Genomic DNA, 22,416 nt, shown 5'->3' on the forward strand with positions numbered 1-22,416 from the left:
GTTTATATAAAACATGAAAATCCCAAACTTAGTTCGTTAACCTAAGTTTGGGATTTTGTTTTCAGTGAACATTTTATTGTTGTTCATTAAGTAGTTTTATAAAATGAACCATACTAATTGGTCGACTAAACATATAGCCTTGCACCGAGTTACAGGCATTATCAACGAGAAAGCTTAATTGCTCTTGTGTTTCTACACCTTCAGCAGTAACACATAAATTTAAGTTATGTGCCATCGCAATAACAGCACGTACTATGGCTTTGTCGTTATCATCGGCAACAATTTCTTTAATAAATGAACGGTCGATTTTCAAATAGTCTAACGGTAATTTTTTCAAGTACGAAAGTGAACTGTAACCCGTACCAAAATCATCTACCGACACACTCATTCCCATCTGTCTCGCTTTACTTAAGAGCTTTTCTGCCACTGAGTAATCATCAACCAATACATCTTCAGTCACTTCTAACTCTAATAAACAAGGGTCAACTTGGTTGTCTTCAATACTGGCTTTCAAATAGGTAAACAGATTACTATCGGCAACTTGAGAAGGGGATAGGTTCATTGATATTTTAATATCGAACCCTAGGTTGCTAAGTTCTTTTGAAATTTCACAAGTGCGATTAATTACCCACTCTCCAATCGCAATGATCAAGCCGCTTCTTTCGGCGATTGGAATAAAATCATCAGGACTAACCAAGCCGTTTTTAGGGTGATTCCAACGGATTAATGCTTCAGCTTTATTGATGCAATTGGTTTTAATGTCAATAATAGGTTGTAAATATAATTCAAACTCATTGTTTTTAATGGCTCGTCTTAGTTCTTGCTCAATTATAATAAGGTGCTGTGAAGCATCTTTCATCGATTGAGAATAAAACTGGATTGTATTCTTTTTATTTTTCTTTCCATTGTATGCACTCAAGTCGACAAACTTCATCAATTCATCAACATTGCGAGCATCATTAGGATAATTAGCCGCACCAACGCTAATACTGATATGAAAGCTATTGGGCTTTTTAGTGTGAAATGGCTTATTTACACTGTCAATAATACGCGAAATGGCTGATTCGCAACTCGATTGATTATCAACATTTGCAAGGATTATCGCAAACTCGTCTCCACCTACACGGGCAACAAAATCTGATGACTTTACGGCGGCATTAATACGCTTACTTAATTCAGCAAGTAGTTTGTCGCCTTCTTCGTGACCATAAAACTCGTTGTGGCGTCTAAATTCATTAATATCGATATAAAGTAAATAAAATGGACTGTCACTAATAATGTGTTTTTCTAGTGTTTGCAAAAAAGCATAGCGGTTAGGCAACTCTGTTAGCATATCTTGCATAGCAAGCTTTTCGTTACGCTGTACCAAGTGCTTAATAGTACTGATATCGTTGGCGAATATTATCCAGTTTTCAACTTCGTGAAGCTTATTTATAACGGGGTAAAATGCAACTTTTAACCATTTGAGCGTTGATGGTGGTGAAATCCAACATAATTCACCATCCCAACTCGAGTGGGTTGCCAATATTCGTTCATATTCTGGTAATTGATTCTGCATCAAATTAAGAATTATGTTTATTGGCCTTGTCGGCGCTGAACTGAGTAAGTTCTGTTCTTCAAAAAGGCTTAAGGCCGCGGAATTTTCTATATTGGTATTAAAGTCACTGCTGGCGATAAATACCGCAAACTCAGCGTTCTCAATAACCTTCGCAAGGGTTTTTAAAATATGACTTTGTTCTGTAGGCTGATTTAAAATAGACAGTAATCGAGTATGCAAATACTCGTTTTTTAGAAAAAGTCGATCATATGAAAGTAAAACTTCACGTGCTACTTGTTTGGTTTTTTGTTGAAAATCAAAGTCTTCTCGTTGGTTTGTTATAATAAGCAGATTATGTTGGTCTTGCCTTATAGCGGTAGCTTCTAAGTGTAACTCTTTATTATTTAACGTCGTTTCGGTCCACAAGCCTGAGCGTAATCTGCCATTTTCTGGTACTTGCCATAGTAATGTTGCGTCATAGAGAAAATCGAGTAAGAAAGGTGTTTCTTCATTTATGGTGAATTCTTGCTTGTTACCCGACTTTGGAAATAAGTCATGCGCCCATTCGCCATCACCTTCAACCCATTTTACAGTGCCTGTGGTGGTATCGGTTACTTCTAAAACAATTTGTTCTAAGGCATTAATTACTTTATTCAGTAGCGACGTCATATTTACTCAATCCTTTAATAATAACTTAGCTAAGGCTAAAAACATGTCTTCGACATTCTCTCCTGTTTTAGCGCTAGTTGAAAACTGCATTTCAAATAAGTCTTTGTAAACCTTATTTTCTTCGGCTTCTATATTCCAAGTGGCAGGTAAGTCTTTTTTATTAATAGTTAATATAGCGGGGCAGTCAGTCACTTGTCGCGCGAGCGTATGGATATCTAACCCTTCATGAAAAGAAGTTGTACGGGTTTGGTCAACAACGATGATATAGCCTGCAGCACCACGTAAATACCTTTCTTGGAAAACGTTATAAGTGTCATTACCTTCCATGTCCCATAACATGAACTGAACTTGTTCATTTTCGAAAGTTATAGTTTTTTTATCTATTTTCACACCAATAGTGGTGAGATACTTCTCACTAAAAATACCTTCAACAAATTGTTTAACCAAACTTGTTTTACCAACACTGGAAGCCCCTAAAAGGCATATTTTCTTTTGAATCAAAGTGTCCTCTCCATGTTCGACAGTTTGTTGGTTTTATTAAGCTTTTAATTCTCGCTTTGCATAAACTATACGCGTTATTAGTCTGATTAAAATACTACTCTTTTTTGTATAATAGTCACTTAATTATTTAGCTAATTGTTATTTATATGAATAATATTAAACATAACGGTTCTTGCCTTAGTGCTTATCTCGTTAATATCTATTTTTCCTAGACCAGTAACAAACATTTGTGCTTTATCAATACCATGCTCTTGTAGCACATCAGCAGCATTGTTTGCTCTTTGCAGACTAATAATACGATTAGTCGAAGAGCTGCCAGTGTTATCGCTACTGCCTAATATGAGTAAACCAAAATTAATGTTAAGTGATTCTGCTAATGGTGTTAACTGCTCTATGTATTGATAAATTTTTTGCAGCGTCAGTCGCATTTCAGGTGTGACGGTTTGAGCGGCAACAGGGAAATTTAGCTGAAGCGATGCTATTCGACCGATTATGTCGTTAAATACCTGCTGTTTAATTTGCTTACTTTGAGCTACAGCGTTAGATGACGTTAATTGCAGTTGTGAAGTGTCTAAATTATTACCGACTGTAAATCCTGCAAGTCCTAAAGCATTAAGTAATTGTTCAGTTTCGCTGATACTTAAGGTGCCAGCGAGTACAAGCATATTGTTTTGCCATGTAAAGTTAATATTAGGATAGTTGGCATTAATCCGGTCAACACGTTGGTGCAATATAGGCGCATCTAAAGAATAATAATTGCGTTCGATAAGTTTAACGTTAGCTGAGTTTATTGCATTAGCATTGAGCCAGTCAGAAATTTTTATGGCGTCAGGGTCGCGTAAAACGTCAAGTGTTATAGTATTAATATCGTCTATGTTAAGTTGCTTAATAATAACGCCAGGCTGTGCATCTAGCTGCATTATTTTTTCATGTAATTGCGAAGTTTTTAACCAATTTAAACCTTGGTAACCAGCGTATAGCATAATAAAACATACAATAGCCCAAGCAAACCAAGGTGTTTTTTTCTTACTGGAGGGTGCTGTTTTTTGCTCTGATAATAAGCAGTCGCGCAGTAAACTATCGGTTTTGTTGAATTGCTGATTGTCACCATCAAAATTATTGAGTTCTTCAAGATACAAACTATGAATGTTTTCAACAGTTATTTGTAATTGGTTACTGATACTTTGGGGAGGATTCCCGCTAACTGCTGCAACCACTAATGCACTTGGTCCAGGCTTGATCAATAAGGTGAAGTTTTCGGTAGTCACTGATTGTAATTGTTCTTTGAGCCGATCATCGTTGGTTAAAAACGAGTCACCCACAAAATCATTAATTGCCGTTAACATTGCCGATACAATGTCAGCATCACTTTTGCTTTCGTTATCCAATGCGACAGTATTGAGCAGTAGACCAGTCTCTCTGTGAATAAGAAAAACATGCTCAACCCGATAGATAAAAGTTTGCGAGGCAGCATATTGCGAGTAACTCACACCGCCTTGTCGGGCTTTAAATCTCCACGTTAGGCCTTTTATGGTTAAACTATTCTCTATTAACTGATTGGTTCTTTCCATAAAGTCACTGAGGAAAGCCGCAACTGATTTCCTCACTAAACTACCGACAATAGGATATAAAGAGATAACCATTTGTTCGCTATTGTGCGCGACAGATATTTGCACCGAGTCTTCTACAAAAGGTTGTAATACCTTATCTACTGAATTGTCTTTTTGTTGCCTATCGTGCAGCGCTTCAGTGATAACTTCAGCTACTATTTTGCGCGCATCTTTTTTTAAACTGTCGGTAATTCTACTGTTGTCTTTACCTAACAGTAGCGTACGAACTTGTTCTAATTGTTGCGCTGACTCAGCTTCTTTTGCTGCATCGGTGGGCATTATAATTCATCATCTTCTAAATTTGTTGCCATAGTTGCTAGTAATTTAGCGAGTGTTTTTCTATCGGTTTTTGACGAGCTAAGTTCTTTTGATACGGATTCGAGGTGGGTTTTCAATTGCTCTAGCTGATCGTTGAAATTACGAGTAAGCGACTGACTTTCATTATCAAGTGCTTGTTCTATATTTTTAAAATCTTGTAGAGTGGTACTAGCAAACATTTCATGTTCTGATGATAAACTAGCAAGGTTTTTCTCAATTGAAGCTTCGTTATCGTCGTGACTTTTATCTGCAAGTTGTAATTGTTGCTCTAAATTAGAAAATCGTTGGTTAATACTTTCTTGCATTTGCGTTAGACGATCGTTAAAGCTGGAATTTTGTTTACTCAACGCGTGTTCAAGATCACTGCGTGTAGAGGCAATTTGTTGTTTTAGTTGTTGCTCAGCTGCACCAAACACAATTTGCCGAAGCTGATCAAGTTCATTTACTTGAGCTACATCTTGCTGCTGCTCTTTTTTGATATCTTTATTATTTGGCATCTATTACATTCCATTTATTAGACTTTTCTCTTTAATTCAGTGTAACTCAAAATTATAAAATAACCTGTTTTTACACATTTAGTTATTATAAACCAAGCTCTTGTCAGATTATTACACTTGTTTAGGGTTGTCTATCATTTGAGCGTAATGTGGTGATTTATTATCAATAAGATAGATTTCACTTCATAAAAAGCCATTAAATTTTTACTTTGGTGATTCAAGTGATGAGACAGTGTGAATGGAGAGGTTGTTAATAAAAGGCCTATATTGAAGGAAATTAAGCCGAATACAGTTTGGGCATGTAAAACATTTCTTGTTGGTTAGCTGATTTTTATTATGTTTACCATTCTGGGTTTACCAAACGCAACCGTAGCCGTTTAAAAACAATATATCGCTGATGCGGTAGCCCAGCAGCATTGACTTTACGGGCTGAAAATTGAGTTTTCTCTATTACCCAGTCAATTAATACACGGAGATCTTTAGCGTTATCGGTGATCATATTAATATACCCTTCGCAGCCGCATTCATAGGTGTAAGTTATTAGTTGGCGAATTTTAAGTTATATATTAATTAAATGGTGTCTACATATATAAACAGGGTAAACAATATAAATGTAAGGAAGCGTAAAGCTTGGAACTTAATCGACTATTGACGGTTCTATAGTATTACTTAGTTAATATGTTTACCGGTGAGTTACTTATGCAAGATGTTAATCAATTCCCCACTGCAAGCCCTATCATTAATCTAATGCGGAGTGTTGCGGTATTCATGTTATTAGTGGCCATTGCGCTGGTAGCATAGACTAGCTCTTTTACGCCTCGGCAGTATTAATACAATATTAACTGATTAAATTCAGCTATTTTATACCTGAGCTACATATTTTACGGTTATTTGATAATACTAATCAGCTCTTCATGACAACCCTTGTCATATTTACGTAATAAAGTTTTCATCGTTCGTTCATTTTTCTTTTACCTTACTGTCATTTTTAGTGCTTAGCATGCTCGTGATGTTAGTGCATGTGCATTAGCAAAACTTATTTCACTAAAAACAACATTAAAGGAAGCATTATGAACTCGACATGGGTTTCACTTTCAGCTTTGTCATCTTTTTTACTCTCTAGCGTTGCAGTCGCTGGCGTTTTACCGAATGTGCAAAAAAACAGCCAATGGTTTGTTGATGGTCAGCAAACAGTGATGGCTAAAACTAAATTAACAACACGTAATAAAGCAAAAAATGTCATTTTATTTGTTGGTGACGGTATGGGACTTTCTACCTTAACCGCTGCACGCATTTTAGATGGACAAAATAAAGGCCAGTCGGGTGAAGAAGGCTATTTAAGCTTTGAAGCGTTTCCTTATTCTGCACAAGTAAAAACCTACAATGTGGATGCACAAACCCCTGATTCTGCTGGCACCATGACGGCGATGATGTCAGGTGTTAAAACCGATGTTGGTGTGATTGGCGTTGATGAAGGTATTGAGCGTGGTGTTTGTTCAACCGTTAATGGTAATGAATTAGTCACATCTTTAGAAGTTGCTGAGATTAAAGGTTTATCTACCGGCATTATTTCAACGGCACGTATTACTCATGCAACACCAGCGGCAACTTATGCAAAATCAGCTGATCGTAACTGGGAAGATGTTTCTGATATGCCAGCAGAAGCGGTAACTGCCGGCTGTGCTGATATTGCAACCCAGCTTATTGATTTTGAAAAAAACCTCGAACAACGTTTTCCAGGTGTTGATGTTGATGGGATTGAAGTGGCATTTGGTGGCGGCCGTCGTCATTTTTTACCTAAAGATGCCAGCTTTAATAGCGCCGATGCTGTCAGTGCTATTGAAGGCGATCGCACTGATGGCGTTGATTTAACCGCTAAATGGCAAGAGCAATATCAAAATGGTCAATATATTATCGACCAAGCAGGTTTTGATGCTATGGATGCTAGTAGCACAGAACGCGTGTTGGGTTTATTTAATGAATCGCATATGCAATATGAAGCTGACCGTGGTAATGATATTGCTGGTGAGCCTTCGCTAACCGAACTGACTAGCAAAGCAATTGATATTCTTGATAATAATGAAAAAGGTTACTTTCTTGTTGTCGAGTCTGGACGAATTGATCATGGGCACCATGCTGGCTCTGCGTATAACGCTTTAACTGATACCATCGAATTCTCTAACGCCGTACAAGCCGCTATCGACAGTACTAATCCAGAAGAAACATTAATTTTAGTGACGGCTGATCATAGTCATGTCTTCACTATTGCCGGCTATCCTAAACGTGGTAATCCAATTTTAGGCAAAGTAGTTAATGTTGGGGCAACCGAGCCTGCTTTAGCGGATGATGGCATGCCATACACCACCGTCGGTTATACCAATGGTAAAGGTTTCAGAAATTTAGTAAACGAAACTGATGCCGACCTTAGCTATAACGATGATGCTTTAGCCGGTCGCCAAAACTTAACAACGGTTGATACTACGACAACAGGTTTTCATCAAGAGACAACCGTACCGCTGAGCTCTGAGACCCATGCCGGCGAAGATATTAGTTTACATGCCTCGGGACCTGGTGCGCATTTGGCGCAAGGCGTTATCGAGCAAAGTGTTGTGTTTCATATCATCAATCAATCTCTTGGCTTAATTGCTAAATAACCTGCTAATCGAAAGGAATTAACATGAAAACAGTAAAGATTTTATCTTTAGCCGTGTTGGCGGCATTAGCCGGTTGTGGTGGTGACGATGGTACAAATGGCACTAATGGTGTTAACGGCAATAGCGGTATCAATAGCCTGATCAGCCAAACATTATTAAATGTTGGTGATGCGCAATGTCTTAATGGCGGTGTACAAATTGATTCAGGCCTAGATGATGATGGCTCTGGTGTGCTAGATGCTGGAGAGATTGATGCAACTGAATTTGTTTGCTCACCAACCTTAACACAAGCACAAGGTTCAGCATTGGCCGCGACAACAAATAACCTCTGGTATGAGCAAGGACAAAGTGTTTTAGCGCAAGCTGATCTTAATGCTCAATCTTTAGTGAATACTAAAGGTAAAGCGAAAAATGTGATTCTATTTGTTGGTGACGGTATGGGCATTTCTACCGTAACCGCAACGCGTATTTTAGCCGGACAAAAGTTAGGTAAAATGGGCGAAGAGCATCAACTGAGCTTTGATAAACTGCCTTATTCTGGTTTTGCTAAAACGTATAATGTTGATGCACAAACACCGGACTCTGCGGGCACTATGACGGCGATGATGTCAGGAGTAAAAACCGATGTTGGTGTGATTGGTGTCAGTGAAGCCATTAGCCGAGGAGATTGTTATACGGTATCAGGCAATGAGTTAGTCACCGCCTTAGAATTAGCTGAAATAGCGGGTAAATCAACGGGCATTATCTCTACTGCACGTATTACTCATGCTACGCCGGCGGCAACTTACGCAAAATCAGCTGACCGAAACTGGGAAGATATTTCTGATATGCCAGCCGATGCTATTACAGCTGGTTGTGTCGATATCGCTTCACAGTTGATTAGTTTTGAAAGTGATATGGAAAGCAAGTTTGCTGGCGCTGATGTTGATGGTATCGAAGTAGTATTAGGTGGCGGAAGACGACACTTTTTACCAAAAGATGCCGCATTTAATAGTGCTGATGCAGTAAGTGCTATTGAAGGTGATAGAACCGATGGTCGAGACTTAACCGCAGAATGGAAAGCACAGTATCCAGCCGGTAGCTATGTTATCGACCAAGCAGGCTTTGACGCTGTTGATGCCAATACAACGCCGCGTTTATTTGGTTTGTTCAATGAATCACATATGCAATATGAAGCTGACCGAGGTAATGATATTGCCGGTGAGCCTTCTTTAAAGGAGATGACTAGTAAAGCGATTGATGTACTTGATAACAACGAAGAAGGTTTCTTCCTGATGGTTGAAGCGGGCAGAATTGATCACGGTCATCATGCTGGTAGTGCTCATGGTGCATTAACTGACGCTATGGCTTTTGCTGATGCGGTACAAGCGGCTGTTGATTCCACAGACCCTGAGGAGACGTTAATTATTGTCACCGCTGATCATAGTCATGTATTTACCATGGCTGGCTACCCTAAGCGTGGTAATCCTATTTTAGGCAAAGTAGTGAGTGTGGGTAGTACTGAACCAAGTCTAGCAAGCGATGGTATGCCATATACCACTTTAGGTTATACCAACGGAAAAGGTTTTAGAGATTTAGGGTCAGAAACGGATGTTGATGTTGGTTATAGCGGTGATGCAGTCACAGGACGTGTGGATTTAAGTTCTGTTGATACCACTTCTGCTGGTTTTCACCAAGAAGCTTTAGTACCCATGGGCTCTGAAACGCACGCGGGTGAAGATGTAGGTATTTATGCGTCAGGACCGGGAGCACATTTAATTACTGGTACGAATGAACAAAGTGTGATTTTTCATGCCATGGATTACGCCGCTGATTTAGTGAGCAAGGCTGAGCAAGCATTAAACTAATTAGCGCTGAGTTAGTTTATTTAGGGAAGTTGTCACCTTAAAAATGGTAACTTCCTTTTTCGCTAGTCTGCATTAACCGTATTGATCAATCATGCTGGCTAGTCATTGTTATATAACGACACAACAATATGTCTTAATAGGTTTTATTATGAAAATTATTGCCGCCTTATTATTCACCTTATCATTAAGTGCTAGTGCCAATGAGTGCGAAATTTCTGCTGATGTAATCAGTGCTTATTATCAACTTGATACTCAAACTACCGAAAACGAATTGAAACAACCACCAGTTCAGCAATTATTCGAATTACATCGTAATAATAATCAAATTTTGCAACGCAATGTTAATAAAGGTATCAATGACATTTGGTCATTACATGCTAATCGTTTATCGCTCAGCAGAGCATTTGACAAGTATCAGCATATTATTGACTATCAACCGAATGAATTGAGATATCAGCCACAGTGGCAAGATGTTTTTCAGTTGGTTGACATACCCGTACTTAATCAATTGCAACTGGTTGAGCAAAGGGGATCAGGTTGCTTGCTTGAAGAGTACTATGTATTGAAAGGTAAAGTATTGAAAGGCCAGCATCAGGGTTTTCAATTGATTTGGTTACCAAATTTACGCTTAGTAAAATCACTTAAATTGCAAAGCGCGCAGCTAACACAGCAATGGCAGCTAACAAAATATCAACACAATGACGAAAATATGCCGGCGTTATTTAAGCAATACGATACTTATCAAACAACTGATTATGCGGATGTGGGAGATAACGAAGGCATTCCATTTTTAGCTAAAATGATTAACCAAGGCTTTTCGATGCCGACATCTGCACCTAGAGATAATGCTGTGGTGACGAATAGCGGCCATCAGCACTAAGTTAGCACAAAGCGGCAGCTACTAGTTGCCGCTATATAAATGCTTTTTAGTAATTGGACTTTCAGTTAAGGTTTTATTGCTAGGTAGCTCTAATGTACCGTGCAGTAAATATATAACTTTTTCACCCTTTTCGGCTAAATCTAGCGCGTGCTGAACATTAATTAAAATACTTGATGATATATCTTGAGGAAATTTACTGGCGTCACGCCTGATGTATTCAATGATATCGGTATTAACTTCTTGATCGTAGAAAACGGCATCAGCAAATTGCATTTCTCTGTGCGCATTTAGTGTCAGGTTGTCAGGATTACCATCACCTGTATATATAAAGACTATTTCGCCATTTGGAGGCGGAACTTGAACTTTTAAACTGGCAATTAATTGTTGCTCAGCCGAGGTTGTTTCGCCAGCTAATATAGCTTCACCTATGCTACCTCGTAATGTGCGTTCCCAAAAAGTACGACGGTCACGTATGCTTTTCACCCGTGCTTTAACATGATCTCTAAATTTAAATGAAAATTCGGCTAACTTGCCATAACCGTTAGGTAACGTTTTTTCGATCTGCTCTCGTAACATACGTAAGAGAATAGGCGCACTACCAGAGCTAGACATAGCTATTATCATGGGAGTTCTATCAATAATGGCTGGCGTGATGTAGTTACAAAGCTCAGGTTGATCGACTACATTAGTGAGTAACTTTAGTTGTGTGCTCTCAGCTGCAACGGCGCTATTAACTTCGATACTGTCAGTAGCGGCAATAACAATATTGGCGTTGCTAAGGTGGCCTGGTTGATAATTATGCTTAAGCCAGGTCAATTGATGTAAATTGACTAGTCGTTCTACACTGCTATTCAATGTTTCCGACATAATAGTAATATCAGTGGTCGACTTTAATAATAAATCTATTTTGCGAGCCGCGACTTCACCGCCTCCTATTATTATAGCGTTAATGTATTTGGCGTCTAAAAATATAGGGAAGTACTTCATTGTTAATCTCTAACCTTCGGGGTCAATGTTAATTTTATCTGTGTTAAATGAATTAAGATGCTAGGCGTTAAAAAGATATTAATGTTGTACTGGTGGCTAAGCCATTAAGATCACCATAAATGTATTGACCAGGTGAAAAGCTTAACTCCGCAAAGTTAATTTGTTGGTTTACTTCGCCTTTACCTAACTTTTCAGTTTTTATAGGGCTACAACCTAATGCTTTTACTGCTATAGGTAAGGTGGCTATTGTGCCTGCATCACGAATACAGCCATTAATAACAATGCCTTGCCAACCATTTTTTACAGCCAATTCGGCTAACATGTCGCCAAGCAAAGCGTTTGTCATACTGGCTTTGCCATCAACAACCATCACTTTATTGGTACCGTCAGTGGCGACTAGCTCTTTAACTTTGGAATTATCGTTGTAACAACTCACTGTGACTATTTCGCCATGAAATATAGTGTTACCACCATAGTCTTTAAAAATAGGGGCGGCCAAAGAAAGCTTATCAGCGTGGTCGTCGAATAAATCGGGTAGTAAATCTAACATTTTTTATCCTTAAGGTTTGTTTAATTCAAGCAAGTAATTGTATTTAAATAAGGGGTGATTACTAAGCTTGTGATTTTTATGAACGCACTAAGTTACCGAAGGTTATTAGCTTAGTATATGGCTAAAGAAGCTATTTTGTCGCGGTAGAGAATGATAAACTAGCAAAAAAATTTTAATGAGAAGAAACATGCCCTGGATCCAGCTTAGATTAAGTGCTGATGAAGACACTGCCGAAAAATATAGTGATTGGCTTAGCGCGTGTGGTGCACAAGCCGTTACTTTTATCGACGCTAAAGACACACCTATATATGAACCTTTACCCGGTGACGAAGTTATCTATTGGAACAATACAGTCGTAATGGGCTTATATGATGCAAGTCATGATATGGATAAAGTACTTAATTACTTAAAAGGTATTCATCCAGATAAAGCCAATATGGCATACAAACTTGAGCAATTGGAAGACAAAGACTGGGAACGCGAATGGATGGACAATTTTCATCCGATGAAGTTTGGTCAACGTTTATGGGTTTGCCCAAGTTGGCGTGAAGTGCCTGACCCGAGTGCGGTAAATGTTATGCTTGATCCCGGCTTAGCGTTTGGTACTGGTACTCACCCAACAACGGCTTTATGTTTAACATGGCTTGATGGTTTAGACCTAGTGGGTAAAACCGTGGTCGATTTCGGTTGTGGCTCAGGAATTTTGTCATTAGCTGCGCTTAAATTAGGGGCGAAAAAAGTCATTGGTATTGATATTGACCCTCAAGCACTACAAGCCAGTTTAGAAAATGCAAAACGCAATCAATGTGAAGACCGCTTAGAATTATTTCTCCCAAAAGATCAACCCAAATTTAAAGCCGACGTTGTGGTGGCAAATATATTAGCAGGACCATTACGCGAGCTTGCTCCTGTGATAATTGAATATGTTGCCAGTAACGGCGTACTCGCTTTATCAGGCGTTTTAGAAGAGCAGGCTCAGCAATTACAAACTATTTATGGTGAGTTTTGTCAGATGGATCCGATAAAGGTTCAAGAAGAGTGGGTTCGCTTGTCAGGTGTTCGCAAATAGTTTTTTATAAATGTCTTAAAAAGTGAGCAGGTTTTGTTATCAAATTGTACAAAATCTGCTCGCATTAACACTTTATAAAATGTCAATATAAAAAACGTGAAAAAAAGCGCTTTTTGTTCAATTTATATCCTTTTCAATCCTAAAAAAAACGCGTAAACTTAGCGCCCTTTTGACTAGTAGCTCAAAAAAACAACAGCGTGAAGATAGGTCCATACACTTTAGCAAGCAATACTATGCTTGCACCCATGGCGGGAATTACAGATCAACCATTCAGACAATTATGTTGTCAGATGGGGGCAGGGTTAGCAGTATCAGAAATGATGTCGTCTAATCCAAAAGTGTGGAATACCGGTAAATCTCAACGTCGTATGTTGCATAGCGAAGAAGCAGGTATACGTTCCGTGCAAATTGCCGGCTCAGATCCTGAAGAATTAGCTTTTGCTGCTAGGTTCAATGCTGATAATGGCGCTCAAATTATTGATATCAATATGGGGTGTCCAGCAAAAAAAGTAAATAAAAAATTAGCAGGTTCAGCGTTACTGAAAGAACCCGCGTTAGTCGAGCAAATTGTTAAAGCTGTGGTTAATGCGGTAGATATTCCCGTAACGTTGAAAATTCGAACTGGCTGGTGTGAAAACACTCGTAACGGTATTGAAATAGCCAATATTGCTGAACATAACGGAATACAATCACTTGCTGTGCATGGCCGTACTCGTAATGACTTTTATAAAGGTAATGCAGAGTACGACACCATAAAAGCAATTAAGCAAAGTGTGACTATTCCTGTTGTTGCTAACGGTGATATTACTTGTGCGGAAAAAGCGGAACAAGTGCTGAATTACACTGGGGCTGATGCCATTATGGTTGGTCGTGGTGCCCAAGGGAGACCTTGGATTTTTCGAGAAATTAATTATTTTTTGAAAACGGGTAGGCATTTGCCTGCTCCTTCAACGGATGAAGTACGTTCAATTTTAATTGGGCATGTAATGGAATTACACAAATTTTACGGTGAATTTATGGGTGTACGTTTTGCCCGTAAACATGTTTCTTGGTACATGCAAACGCATGAACAAGGAAAATCGTTTCGTTCTATTTTTAATGCACTTGAGTCAGTTTCACAACAACTTGACGCATTAACTATGTATTTTGATAATTTAACTTTAGAAAGAGTCTGAACTTTATGTTTGAACAAAATATTTCCTCTCCATTTATTACCGGTGATCTACAAACTCAGACAAAGGCCTCGCCTTTACGCACACAAGCGAAAGTAGCTATTAAAAACTACTTGTCACAGTTAAACGGTAATGACGTTGATGATATGTACGACCTTGTACTTTCAGAAATTGAAGCGCCAATGCTTGAAGAAGTAATGCAATACACGCGTGGTAACCAAACCCGCGCAGCTAACTTATTAGGCATCAACCGCGGTACTTTGCGTAAGAAGTTAAAAAAATACGGCATGAACTAAAAAGTACGACAGGTTAGCCTGTCAATTAAAAGCACCCTCGGGTGCTTTTTTGTTTTTAGAGATGTAAAAGTTATCCAGTTAGTCAACTTTAGCATCTAGGTCAGAGTAATAAAGCATAACAATGATAATGGATGTGTATTAGCGGGCTACACCGCGCTGCAGGCATCTATTATAGGTAAGACAACCATTTTATTTTAATTTATAGGTAATTAGAAAAACCATGGATACACCACGCCCAATCAAACGTGCACTATTAAGTGTTTCAGACAAAACCGGTATTGTTGAATTTGCTCGCTCACTATCACAAAAAGGCGTCGACCTTTTATCTACAGGTGGTACCGCGAAGTTATTGGCTGAAAATGGCATTAAAGTAACAGAAGTATCTGAATACACAGGTCACCCAGAAATTATGGACGGCCGTGTTAAAACTTTGCATCCAAAAGTTCATGGCGGCATTTTAGCACGTCGTGGTATTGACGAAGCAGTAATGACTGAAAATGACATTAATGCGATTGACCTTGTTGTCGTCAATCTTTATCCATTTGCTAATGCTGTTGCTGATGAAAATTGCTCTTTAGAAAACGCGATTGAAAATATCGATATTGGTGGACCAACGATGGTTCGTGCTGCTGCTAAAAACCATAAAGATGTCACTATTGTCGTTAATGCTCATGATTACGACCGCGTTTTAGCTGAAATGACTGCTAACAATGGTTCATTGGTTTATCAAACACGCTTTGATTTAGCCATTGCTGCCTATGAACACACTGCAGCATACGACGGCATGATCGCTAACTACTTTGGTAAAATGTTACCAGCACATGGTAGTAATGAAACCGTTAATTTAGAGAGTCAAAAATTCCCACGCACTTTTAATAGCCAGTTTATTAAAAAGCAAGATTTACGCTACGGTGAAAACTCACATCAAGATGCTGCATTCTATGTAGAAGCGTCTCCTGAAGAAGCATCGGTTTCAACCGCGAAGCAACTTCAAGGTAAAGCATTATCCTATAATAATATTGCTGATACTGATGCTGCTCTAGAATGTGTTAAAGAGTTTGATGAGCCGGCTTGCGTTATTGTTAAACATGCAAACCCATGTGGTGTGGCTATTGGTGATGATATTTTAGCGGCTTATGAAGGTGCTTATAAAACAGACCCAACGTCTGCTTTTGGTGGCATTATCGCTTTTAACCGTGAATTAGATGAAGAAACTGCACAAGCTATTGTTTCTCGCCAATTTGTTGAAGTTATTATAGCCCCTAGTATTTCTGATGCGGCGGCAAAAATTGTAGCCACTAAACCTAATTTACGTTTACTAGCTTGTGGCCAGTGGTCTTCGAAAACCACAGGTTTTGATTTTAAGCGTGTTAATGGTGGTTTATTAGTACAAGACACAGACCAAGGTAGTGTAACAAGTGATGAACTAACCGTTGTTACTAAACGTAAACCTACGTCTGAAGAAATGCGCGATTTACAGTTTTGTTGGAAAGTAGCGAAATATGTTAAATCTAACGCCATTGTCTACGTTAAAAATAGCTCAACTATCGGTGTAGGTGCTGGTCAAATGAGCCGTGTATATTCTGCGAAAGTTGCTGGTATTAAAGCTGCGGACGAAAACTTAGAAGTGGCAGGTTCGGTAATGGCATCTGATGCATTCTTCCCATTTCGTGATGGTTTGGATGCTGCAGCTGAAGCCGGTATTACGGCGGTAATTCAGCCAGGTGGTTCAATGCGTGACAATGAAGTTATTGCTGCAGCAGACGAGCATAATATCGCAATGGTATTTACCGGTATGCGCCATTTTCGTCATTAATAAGTCTGAATGAGTAAACTATGCTCAGGTAATCCTTTTATCTGGGTGTAGTTATTCAGCTATCATTTTTTCTAAATCGGTTGAAATTTGCCTGTTTGAAGTAAAATTAATATTTTGTGACATGTAATTAAGTTTAAATGCTGCTTTTTGTCGATAAGATAAAACTTTCGGCACTGAACATCTGGTAGAAATCTGCTATAACTAGCTTCTATAAAAATTTACTCGTTAATGGAAGATAAAATGCATACAACAGCTCAAACGTTCAAAAAAGTTTTTACCGCGTCAATCGTGTCTGCAACTTTATTATGTTCAGGTTTCGTTGCCGCCCATCAAGATGCTCATCATCAAGGCCAACTTGAAAAAGCTATTGCGGGCGATCACCGTTCAGCAAAAAACAAAGCACGTGATGAATACCGTCATCCAAAACAAACCTTAGAGTTTTTTGGTTTTAACCCAATGATGACTGTTGTTGAGATTACACCAGGCGGTGGTTGGTATACCGAAATTTTAGCGCCAGCCCTTAAAGGTAAAGGTAAACTTTATGGAGCACATTACCCAGATACTGGCGAAGATAACTATTACAGTAATTCACGTAAGCAATTAGTTAAAATGCTTGCGAGCAATGACGTTTTTAGTGAAGTTGAGTTAACAAACTTTATACCACGTCAAACAAGTGAACTTGCTCCTGCAGGTACTGCTGATATGGTATTAACATTTCGTAACCTACACAACTGGCGCGATGAAGGTGTCGAACAAGCGTTTAAAGATGCATACAAAGCGTTGAAAAAAGGTGGCATATTAGGTGTAGTAGAGCATCGTTTACCTGAAGGCGTTGACCCTAAAAAAGCAATCGGCTATGTTTCGCAAAGTAAAACGATTGAACAAGCAAAAGCGGCTGGCTTTACCCTTGCAGCAAGCAGTGAAATAAATGCTAACCCAAAAGATATGGCTGTTTATCCAAAAGGTGTTTGGACCTTACCGCCGGTATTACGTTTAGGCGATGAAGATAAAGCTAAATATATGGCGATTGGCGAAAGTGATCGCATGACATTAAAATTTGTAAAATAATATTGAACCGCTATGGTCTGTTTTCAATAGGCTATAGCGATTTAACAAACTAGGAATGTAATTGAATGAATGTTTTGGTCATTGGTAGTGGCGGTCGTGAGCATGCGTTAGCATGGAAAGCTGCACAATCATCTTCAGTAACAAAAGTGTTTGTTGCACCAGGTAATGCAGGTACGGCTACAGAAGCTAAATTAGAAAATATTGCGATCTCTGCTGGCGACATTCCAGCTTTAGTCAATTTTGCTAAAGATAATAAAGTTGCTTTAACGATTGTTGGTCCTGAACAACCGCTAGTAGATGGCGTGGTTGATGCTTTTCAAGCTGAGGGTTTAATGATTTTTGGACCTAGTGCAAAAGCAGCGCAACTTGAAGGCTCGAAATCATTCACCAAAGATTTTTTAGCTAGAAACAATATTCCTACTGGTAGTTATCAAAACTTCACTGAAATTGAACCTGCTCTGGCCTATGTTCGTGAACAAGGTGCTCCCATTGTTGTTAAAGCCGACGGTCTTGCTGCGGGTAAAGGTGTAATTGTAGCAATGACACTGGCAGAAGCAGAAGATGCAATTCAAGATATGCTCGCTGGAAATGCCTTTGGTGACGCAGGACATCGCGTAGTAATTGAAGAGTTTTTAGAAGGTGAAGAAGCTAGTTTTATAGTGATGGTTGACGGAAAGAATGTTTTAGCATTTGCGACCAGCCAAGATCATAAGCGTGCATACAATGGTGATCAAGGTCCAAATACTGGTGGCATGGGCGCATATTCTCCTGCACCAGTTGTTACCCCAGAAATTCATCAACGTGCAATGAATGAAGTTATTATGCCAACGGTCGAAGGTATGGCTAGAGAAGGTGCGTCATATACCGGATTCTTATATGCAGGACTAATGATTGATACTGATGGCACACCAAAAGTGATTGAATACAATTGCCGATTTGGTGATCCAGAAACTCAACCTATTATGATGCGTTTAAAATCTGATCTTGTTGAATTATGTATGATGGCTTGCCGTGGTGAATTAGACAAAGCAACGATTGATTTTGATCCACGTCCGGCAGTAGGCGTTGTAATGGCGGCAGCTAAATATCCAGCAAGTTATCCAAAAGGCGATATTATTTCGGGACTAGATACTAATAAAGCATCTGATCGAAAAATATTTCATGCCGGTACAGCTGAAAAAGATGGCGCCATAGTTACCGCAGGTGGTCGTGTGTTATGTGCAACTGCATTAGGTGCTAATGTTACTAAAGCGCAACAGGCAGCTTATGAATTATTACAGCAAATTTCATGGCAGGGTGTTGAATATCGAACTGATATTGCATACAGAGCGATTGAGCGAGAACAAAGCTAATATAATCACTTAATAGCAGACAATAAAAAGCCCAGTAATTACTGGGCTTTTTCGTATTACAAACTTATTGTAAAGATATCAGCTTAATGCTTTAAATTAGCCAAGGTATCTTTATTGGCACCGCCAGCAATTGCAGCTGCAATGGCTGAGTCTTTATCAAAGCCAGAATCTATAGCTGCATTTACTATACCTTCGTATTGGTTATCTTTACTTTGAGTAATCGCTGTTTTAACTACCGTGTCAGCCTGATTAGGGAATATAGCTAAAATATCCTTAACTATATTACTGGCTTGTTCAGGTATCGCAGTAATAGCTGCGGTGAGTATATTCAACATTTTACTAGGATAACTAGATGCTGTGTTATTGACGATGTTACTCGTATCGTAAGGCTCGGTTCGTATGGCGATTCGAACAATGTTTTCAATTTCACTAGGATTAAACTTTACAGCAGTATTAACTATCTCTTGAGCATATGCCGGTTCAGCTTTTATCGCTATTTCAACTAGTTCACTGCTTGGAGCAACTTTAGCTTTAATTGAATTAGCAATTACATCACAAGCCAAAACGGGTTGGGCTGATAACGCTCCTAACATAATTTGACGATACTCTTCAGGGTAGCGCTTAAAAGCAACTGCCATAACGGTATCTACTTTTTCAGGGTAACGTGAAAGTATAGAATGTACACTGCTTTGAATTGTTCTATGTTTCTTTACTTGTTGGTTTAATATCTTAGCTATTAAACGTTCCTGTTTATACTCAGCAATATCCTTTGCCATAACTGTACTACTAATGCCAGCAAGCATTAACAAGATGATTAATTTTTTCATTTGTTATGCTCTCTGAACAAACACTAAGGAAAGTTCCTGTATGTTTGTATTATTATTCTTATGTTTAAAACAATATAGAGTATAAATTACTATATATCTCCTGTTTATTTGTACATAAGAACAAATACTTTAAATAAACTGCTAGCCAAACTTGGCCAACTTCATACTAATTAGTCTGTAAACTAGGCTATTAGTTCAATAAAAAAGCAAACAAACGCATTTTCGAAATTAAATGCACTTTAGGTGTTGACGTGAGGTCAAAAATCTCTAAAATGCGCTCCAGTTCCAAGGGGTCACCCCAACGAACTGTTTTAATAAGTTATCTAGCGCGGTTTAGGCTGAATTGGTTAACTTAACGTTTTAAAGAAAGGTTTTGAAAGTTTTAAAAACTTTTAAAATAAATTCAAATAAAACGTTGACATTAAAACTGAGTTGCGTAGAATGCGCATCTCGCTTCAGGCAAGGCCTGCAGCAACGAAGCAAAGCGAATGAGATTTTGTTTCGGTTAGTTTTTTACTTCGAGTATCAACTAACGTTCTTTAACAATTAGTTATCATGCAATTTGTGTGGGCACTCACATTAACGTTGATTTTACATAGTTACCCTCGGGTAACAAAAAAACAGCTTAATATGATGTCACACAAAAAATAAGTATCATTTAGACTTTCGAGTTTAAATATACGTTTTATGTAGTTACTTTCTTCTTTAGTCGGATAGAAAGTAACACGACAGAATTCATTGAGCAGATGTCTTTTCTTGGTTAACTTCGGTTAGTTAAGGTGAGCATCACAAACGATTTTTAATTGAAGAGTTTGATCATGGCTCAGATTGAACGCTGGCGGCAGGCTTAACACATGCAAGTCGAGCGGTAACAGAGATAGCTTGCTATCTGCTGACGAGCGGCGGACGGGTGAGTAATGCTTGGGAATATGCCTTTGAGTGGGGGACAACAGTTGGAAACGACTGCTAATACCGCATAACGTCTACGGACCAAAGGGGGGACGCTTCGGCACCTCTCGCTCATTGATTAGCCCAAGTGAGATTAGCTAGTTGGTAAGGTAATGGCTTACCAAGGCGACGATCTCTAGCTGGTTTGAGAGGATGATCAGCCACACTGGGACTGAGACACGGCCCAGACTCCTACGGGAGGCAGCAGTGGGGAATATTGCACAATGGGCGAAAGCCTGATGCAGCCATGCCGCGTGTGTGAAGAAGGCCTTCGGGTTGTAAAGCACTTTCAGCGAGGAGGAAAGGTTAGTAGTTAATAACTGCTAGCTGTGACGTTACTCGCAGAAGAAGCACCGGCTAACTTCGTGCCAGCAGCCGCGGTAATACGAGGGGTGCAAGCGTTAATCGGAATTACTGGGCGTAAAGCGTGCGTAGGTGGTTTGTTAAGCAAGATGTGAAAGCCCTGGGCTCAACCTGGGAACTGCATTTTGAACTGGCAAGCTAGAGTTTTGTAGAGGGTAGTGGAATTTCCAGTGTAGCGGTGAAATGCGTAGAGATTGGAAGGAACATCAGTGGCGAAGGCGGCTACCTGGACAAAGACTGACACTGAGGCACGAAAGCGTGGGGAGCAAACAGGATTAGATACCCTGGTAGTCCACGCCGTAAACGATGTCAACTAGCCGTCTGTAGACTTGATCTGTGGGTGGCGTAGCTAACGCGCTAAGTTGACCGCCTGGGGAGTACGGCCGCAAGGTTAAAACTCAAATGAATTGACGGGGGCCCGCACAAGCGGTGGAGCATGTGGTTTAATTCGATGCAACGCGAAGAACCTTACCATCCCTTGACATCCAGAGAAGAGACTAGAGATAGACTTGTGCCTTCGGGAACTCTGTGACAGGTGCTGCATGGCTGTCGTCAGCTCGTGTTGTGAAATGTTGGGTTAAGTCCCGCAACGAGCGCAACCCCTATCCTTATTTGCCAGCGCGTAGTGGCGGGAACTCTAAGGAGACTGCCGGTGATAAACCGGAGGAAGGTGGGGACGACGTCAAGTCATCATGGCCCTTACGGGATGGGCTACACACGTGCTACAATGGCAAGTACAGAGGGCAGCAATACCGCGAGGTGGAGCGAATCCCACAAAGCTTGTCGTAGTCCGGATTGGAGTCTGCAACTCGACTCCATGAAGTCGGAATCGCTAGTAATCGTAGATCAGAATGCTACGGTGAATACGTTCCCGGGCCTTGTACACACCGCCCGTCACACCATGGGAGTGGGTTGCAAAAGAAGTGGCTAGTTTAACCCTTCGGGGAGGACGGTCACCACTTTGTGATTCATGACTGGGGTGAAGTCGTAACAAGGTAACCCTAGGGGAACCTGGGGTTGGATCACCTCCTTATCTTGAAGTAAAGCAGCTTAATGGAAACCTCGGTTTCAGAGTGTCTACACAAATTACATGATAACAAATTAGAAGAAGAAAACGTAAAACCCTAGCATAATAAGGGGCTATAGCTCAGCTGGGAGAGCGCCTGCCTTGCACGCAGGAGGTCAGCAGTTCGATCCTGCTTAGCTCCACCACTTATTATGTAGTATCGATTTTTGATGCGATGCAGGTCTGTAGCTCAGCTGGTTAGAGCGCACCCCTGATAAGGGTGAGGTCGGCAGTTCAAGTCTGCCCAGACCTACCAATTCTTCTTCATAAAGAAAGAGACCAAACTTAAACTATCTCAAGTTGATAAGTTAAGTTTGGTTTTTTAAACCAAGATTTATACCGAATGCGCGTATGAATTTAGTTCTTTAACAATCTGGAAAGCTGATATA

16 protein-coding genes, 2 tRNA genes, 1 rRNA gene and 1 pseudogene are annotated in these 22,416 nt (G+C 39.6%); 12 read left to right on the forward strand and 8 right to left on the reverse strand.

What is annotated here, in order from left to right:
* Positions 1 to 73: 73 nt before the first annotated feature.
* The 5 genes and pseudogenes from DBO93_RS01720 to DBO93_RS18660 all read right to left on the reverse strand — a co-directional run bounded on the left by DBO93_RS01720 (position 74) and on the right by DBO93_RS18660 (position 5,631).
* Positions 74 to 2,206 carry a bifunctional diguanylate cyclase/phosphodiesterase gene (locus DBO93_RS01720; protein WP_108454792.1) on the reverse strand — a complete coding sequence of 711 codons (2,133 nt, stop codon included), beginning with the start codon at positions 2,204 to 2,206 and terminating at the stop codon, positions 74 to 76.
* Positions 2,207 to 2,212: 6 nt separating this feature from the next.
* Positions 2,213 to 2,710, reverse strand: a pseudogene (locus DBO93_RS01725) (Rab family GTPase); the annotation flags it as partial.
* Between the two features lie 128 nt (positions 2,711 to 2,838).
* Positions 2,839 to 4,596 (reverse strand): OmpA family protein, encoded by a 1,758-nt coding sequence (locus DBO93_RS01730; RefSeq protein ID WP_108454794.1) that lies wholly within the window; start codon positions 4,594 to 4,596, stop codon positions 2,839 to 2,841.
* Entirely contained in the window at positions 4,596 to 5,132 is a 537-nt protein-coding gene (locus DBO93_RS01735; RefSeq protein WP_108454795.1) for a hypothetical protein, read from the reverse strand. Before DBO93_RS01735 ends, DBO93_RS01730 begins: the two co-directional genes overlap by 1 nt.
* 340 nt (positions 5,133 to 5,472) lie before the next feature.
* Positions 5,473 to 5,631, reverse strand: coding sequence for a hypothetical protein (locus DBO93_RS18660; protein ID WP_162533696.1), 159 nt, complete (start codon positions 5,629 to 5,631; stop codon positions 5,473 to 5,475).
* A gap of 571 nt (positions 5,632 to 6,202) precedes the next feature.
* Between DBO93_RS18660 and DBO93_RS01740 the strand changes: the two genes are divergently transcribed.
* The 3 genes from DBO93_RS01740 (at position 6,203) to DBO93_RS01750 (ending at position 10,513) form a co-directional block, all read left to right on the forward strand.
* Positions 6,203 to 7,786, forward strand: coding sequence for an alkaline phosphatase (locus DBO93_RS01740; RefSeq protein ID WP_108454796.1), 1,584 nt, complete (start codon positions 6,203 to 6,205; stop codon positions 7,784 to 7,786).
* A gap of 23 nt (positions 7,787 to 7,809) precedes the next feature.
* On the forward strand, positions 7,810 to 9,633 hold the full coding sequence (locus DBO93_RS01745) for an alkaline phosphatase (protein ID WP_108454797.1): 1,824 nt from the start codon (positions 7,810 to 7,812) through the stop codon (positions 9,631 to 9,633).
* A 148-nt stretch (positions 9,634 to 9,781) separates the two neighbouring features.
* Complete coding sequence (locus tag DBO93_RS01750; RefSeq protein ID WP_108454798.1) at positions 9,782 to 10,513, forward strand: hypothetical protein; 732 nt, start codon at positions 9,782 to 9,784, stop codon at positions 10,511 to 10,513.
* 21 nt (positions 10,514 to 10,534) lie between these two features.
* On the opposite strand, the gene DBO93_RS01755 is transcribed toward DBO93_RS01750, so the two are convergent.
* Both DBO93_RS01755 and DBO93_RS01760 read right to left on the reverse strand, forming a co-directional pair.
* Entirely contained in the window at positions 10,535 to 11,500 is a 966-nt protein-coding gene (locus tag DBO93_RS01755; RefSeq protein WP_108454799.1) for an NAD(P)-dependent oxidoreductase, read from the reverse strand.
* 67 nt (positions 11,501 to 11,567) lie between these two features.
* On the reverse strand, positions 11,568 to 12,050 hold the full coding sequence (locus DBO93_RS01760) for a putative 4-hydroxy-4-methyl-2-oxoglutarate aldolase (RefSeq protein WP_108454800.1): 483 nt from the start codon (positions 12,048 to 12,050) through the stop codon (positions 11,568 to 11,570).
* Positions 12,051 to 12,237: 187 nt separating this feature from the next.
* Between DBO93_RS01760 and prmA the strand changes: the two genes are divergently transcribed.
* The 6 genes from prmA (at position 12,238) to purD (ending at position 18,823) form a co-directional block, all read left to right on the forward strand.
* Positions 12,238 to 13,119, forward strand: coding sequence for a 50S ribosomal protein L11 methyltransferase (gene prmA / locus DBO93_RS01765; RefSeq protein WP_108454801.1), 882 nt, complete (start codon positions 12,238 to 12,240; stop codon positions 13,117 to 13,119).
* A 197-nt stretch (positions 13,120 to 13,316) separates the two neighbouring features.
* A complete protein-coding gene (gene dusB / locus DBO93_RS01770; protein ID WP_108454802.1) occupies positions 13,317 to 14,294 on the forward strand; it encodes a tRNA dihydrouridine synthase DusB in 978 nt (325 codons plus the stop codon).
* A 5-nt stretch (positions 14,295 to 14,299) separates the two neighbouring features.
* A complete protein-coding gene (gene fis / locus DBO93_RS01775) occupies positions 14,300 to 14,587 on the forward strand; it encodes a DNA-binding transcriptional regulator Fis (protein WP_044832893.1) in 288 nt (95 codons plus the stop codon).
* A 220-nt stretch (positions 14,588 to 14,807) separates the two neighbouring features.
* Positions 14,808 to 16,403 carry a bifunctional phosphoribosylaminoimidazolecarboxamide formyltransferase/IMP cyclohydrolase gene (gene purH, locus DBO93_RS01780; RefSeq protein ID WP_108454803.1) on the forward strand — a complete coding sequence of 532 codons (1,596 nt, stop codon included), beginning with the start codon at positions 14,808 to 14,810 and terminating at the stop codon, positions 16,401 to 16,403.
* A gap of 240 nt (positions 16,404 to 16,643) precedes the next feature.
* Positions 16,644 to 17,471 carry a class I SAM-dependent methyltransferase gene (locus DBO93_RS01785; RefSeq protein WP_108454804.1) on the forward strand — a complete coding sequence of 276 codons (828 nt, stop codon included), beginning with the start codon at positions 16,644 to 16,646 and terminating at the stop codon, positions 17,469 to 17,471.
* A gap of 65 nt (positions 17,472 to 17,536) precedes the next feature.
* The gene (gene purD, locus DBO93_RS01790; protein ID WP_108454805.1) at positions 17,537 to 18,823 is read left to right on the forward strand and encodes a phosphoribosylamine--glycine ligase; all 1,287 of its coding nucleotides are present in this window, start codon (positions 17,537 to 17,539) and stop codon (positions 18,821 to 18,823) included.
* 83 nt (positions 18,824 to 18,906) lie between these two features.
* Here the strand turns inward: purD and DBO93_RS01795 are convergent, their stop codons facing one another.
* Positions 18,907 to 19,650: a hypothetical protein gene (locus DBO93_RS01795; RefSeq protein WP_108454806.1), complete on the reverse strand. Its 744-nt coding sequence runs from the start codon at positions 19,648 to 19,650 to the stop codon at positions 18,907 to 18,909.
* Between the two features lie 800 nt (positions 19,651 to 20,450).
* Between DBO93_RS01795 and DBO93_RS01800 the strand changes: the two genes are divergently transcribed.
* The 3 genes from DBO93_RS01800 to DBO93_RS01810 all read left to right on the forward strand — a co-directional run bounded on the left by DBO93_RS01800 (position 20,451) and on the right by DBO93_RS01810 (position 22,283).
* Positions 20,451 to 21,994: ribosomal RNA gene (locus DBO93_RS01800) — 16S ribosomal RNA — on the forward strand.
* Between the two features lie 103 nt (positions 21,995 to 22,097).
* Positions 22,098 to 22,173 (forward strand) — tRNA-Ala (locus DBO93_RS01805).
* A 33-nt stretch (positions 22,174 to 22,206) separates the two neighbouring features.
* Positions 22,207 to 22,283, forward strand: a tRNA-Ile gene (locus DBO93_RS01810).
* The last annotated feature ends 133 nt before the right edge of the window (positions 22,284 to 22,416 follow it).

The sequence above is a fragment of the Colwellia sp. Arc7-D genome (assembly GCF_003061515.1).
Classification (GTDB): domain Bacteria; phylum Pseudomonadota; class Gammaproteobacteria; order Enterobacterales; family Alteromonadaceae; genus Cognaticolwellia.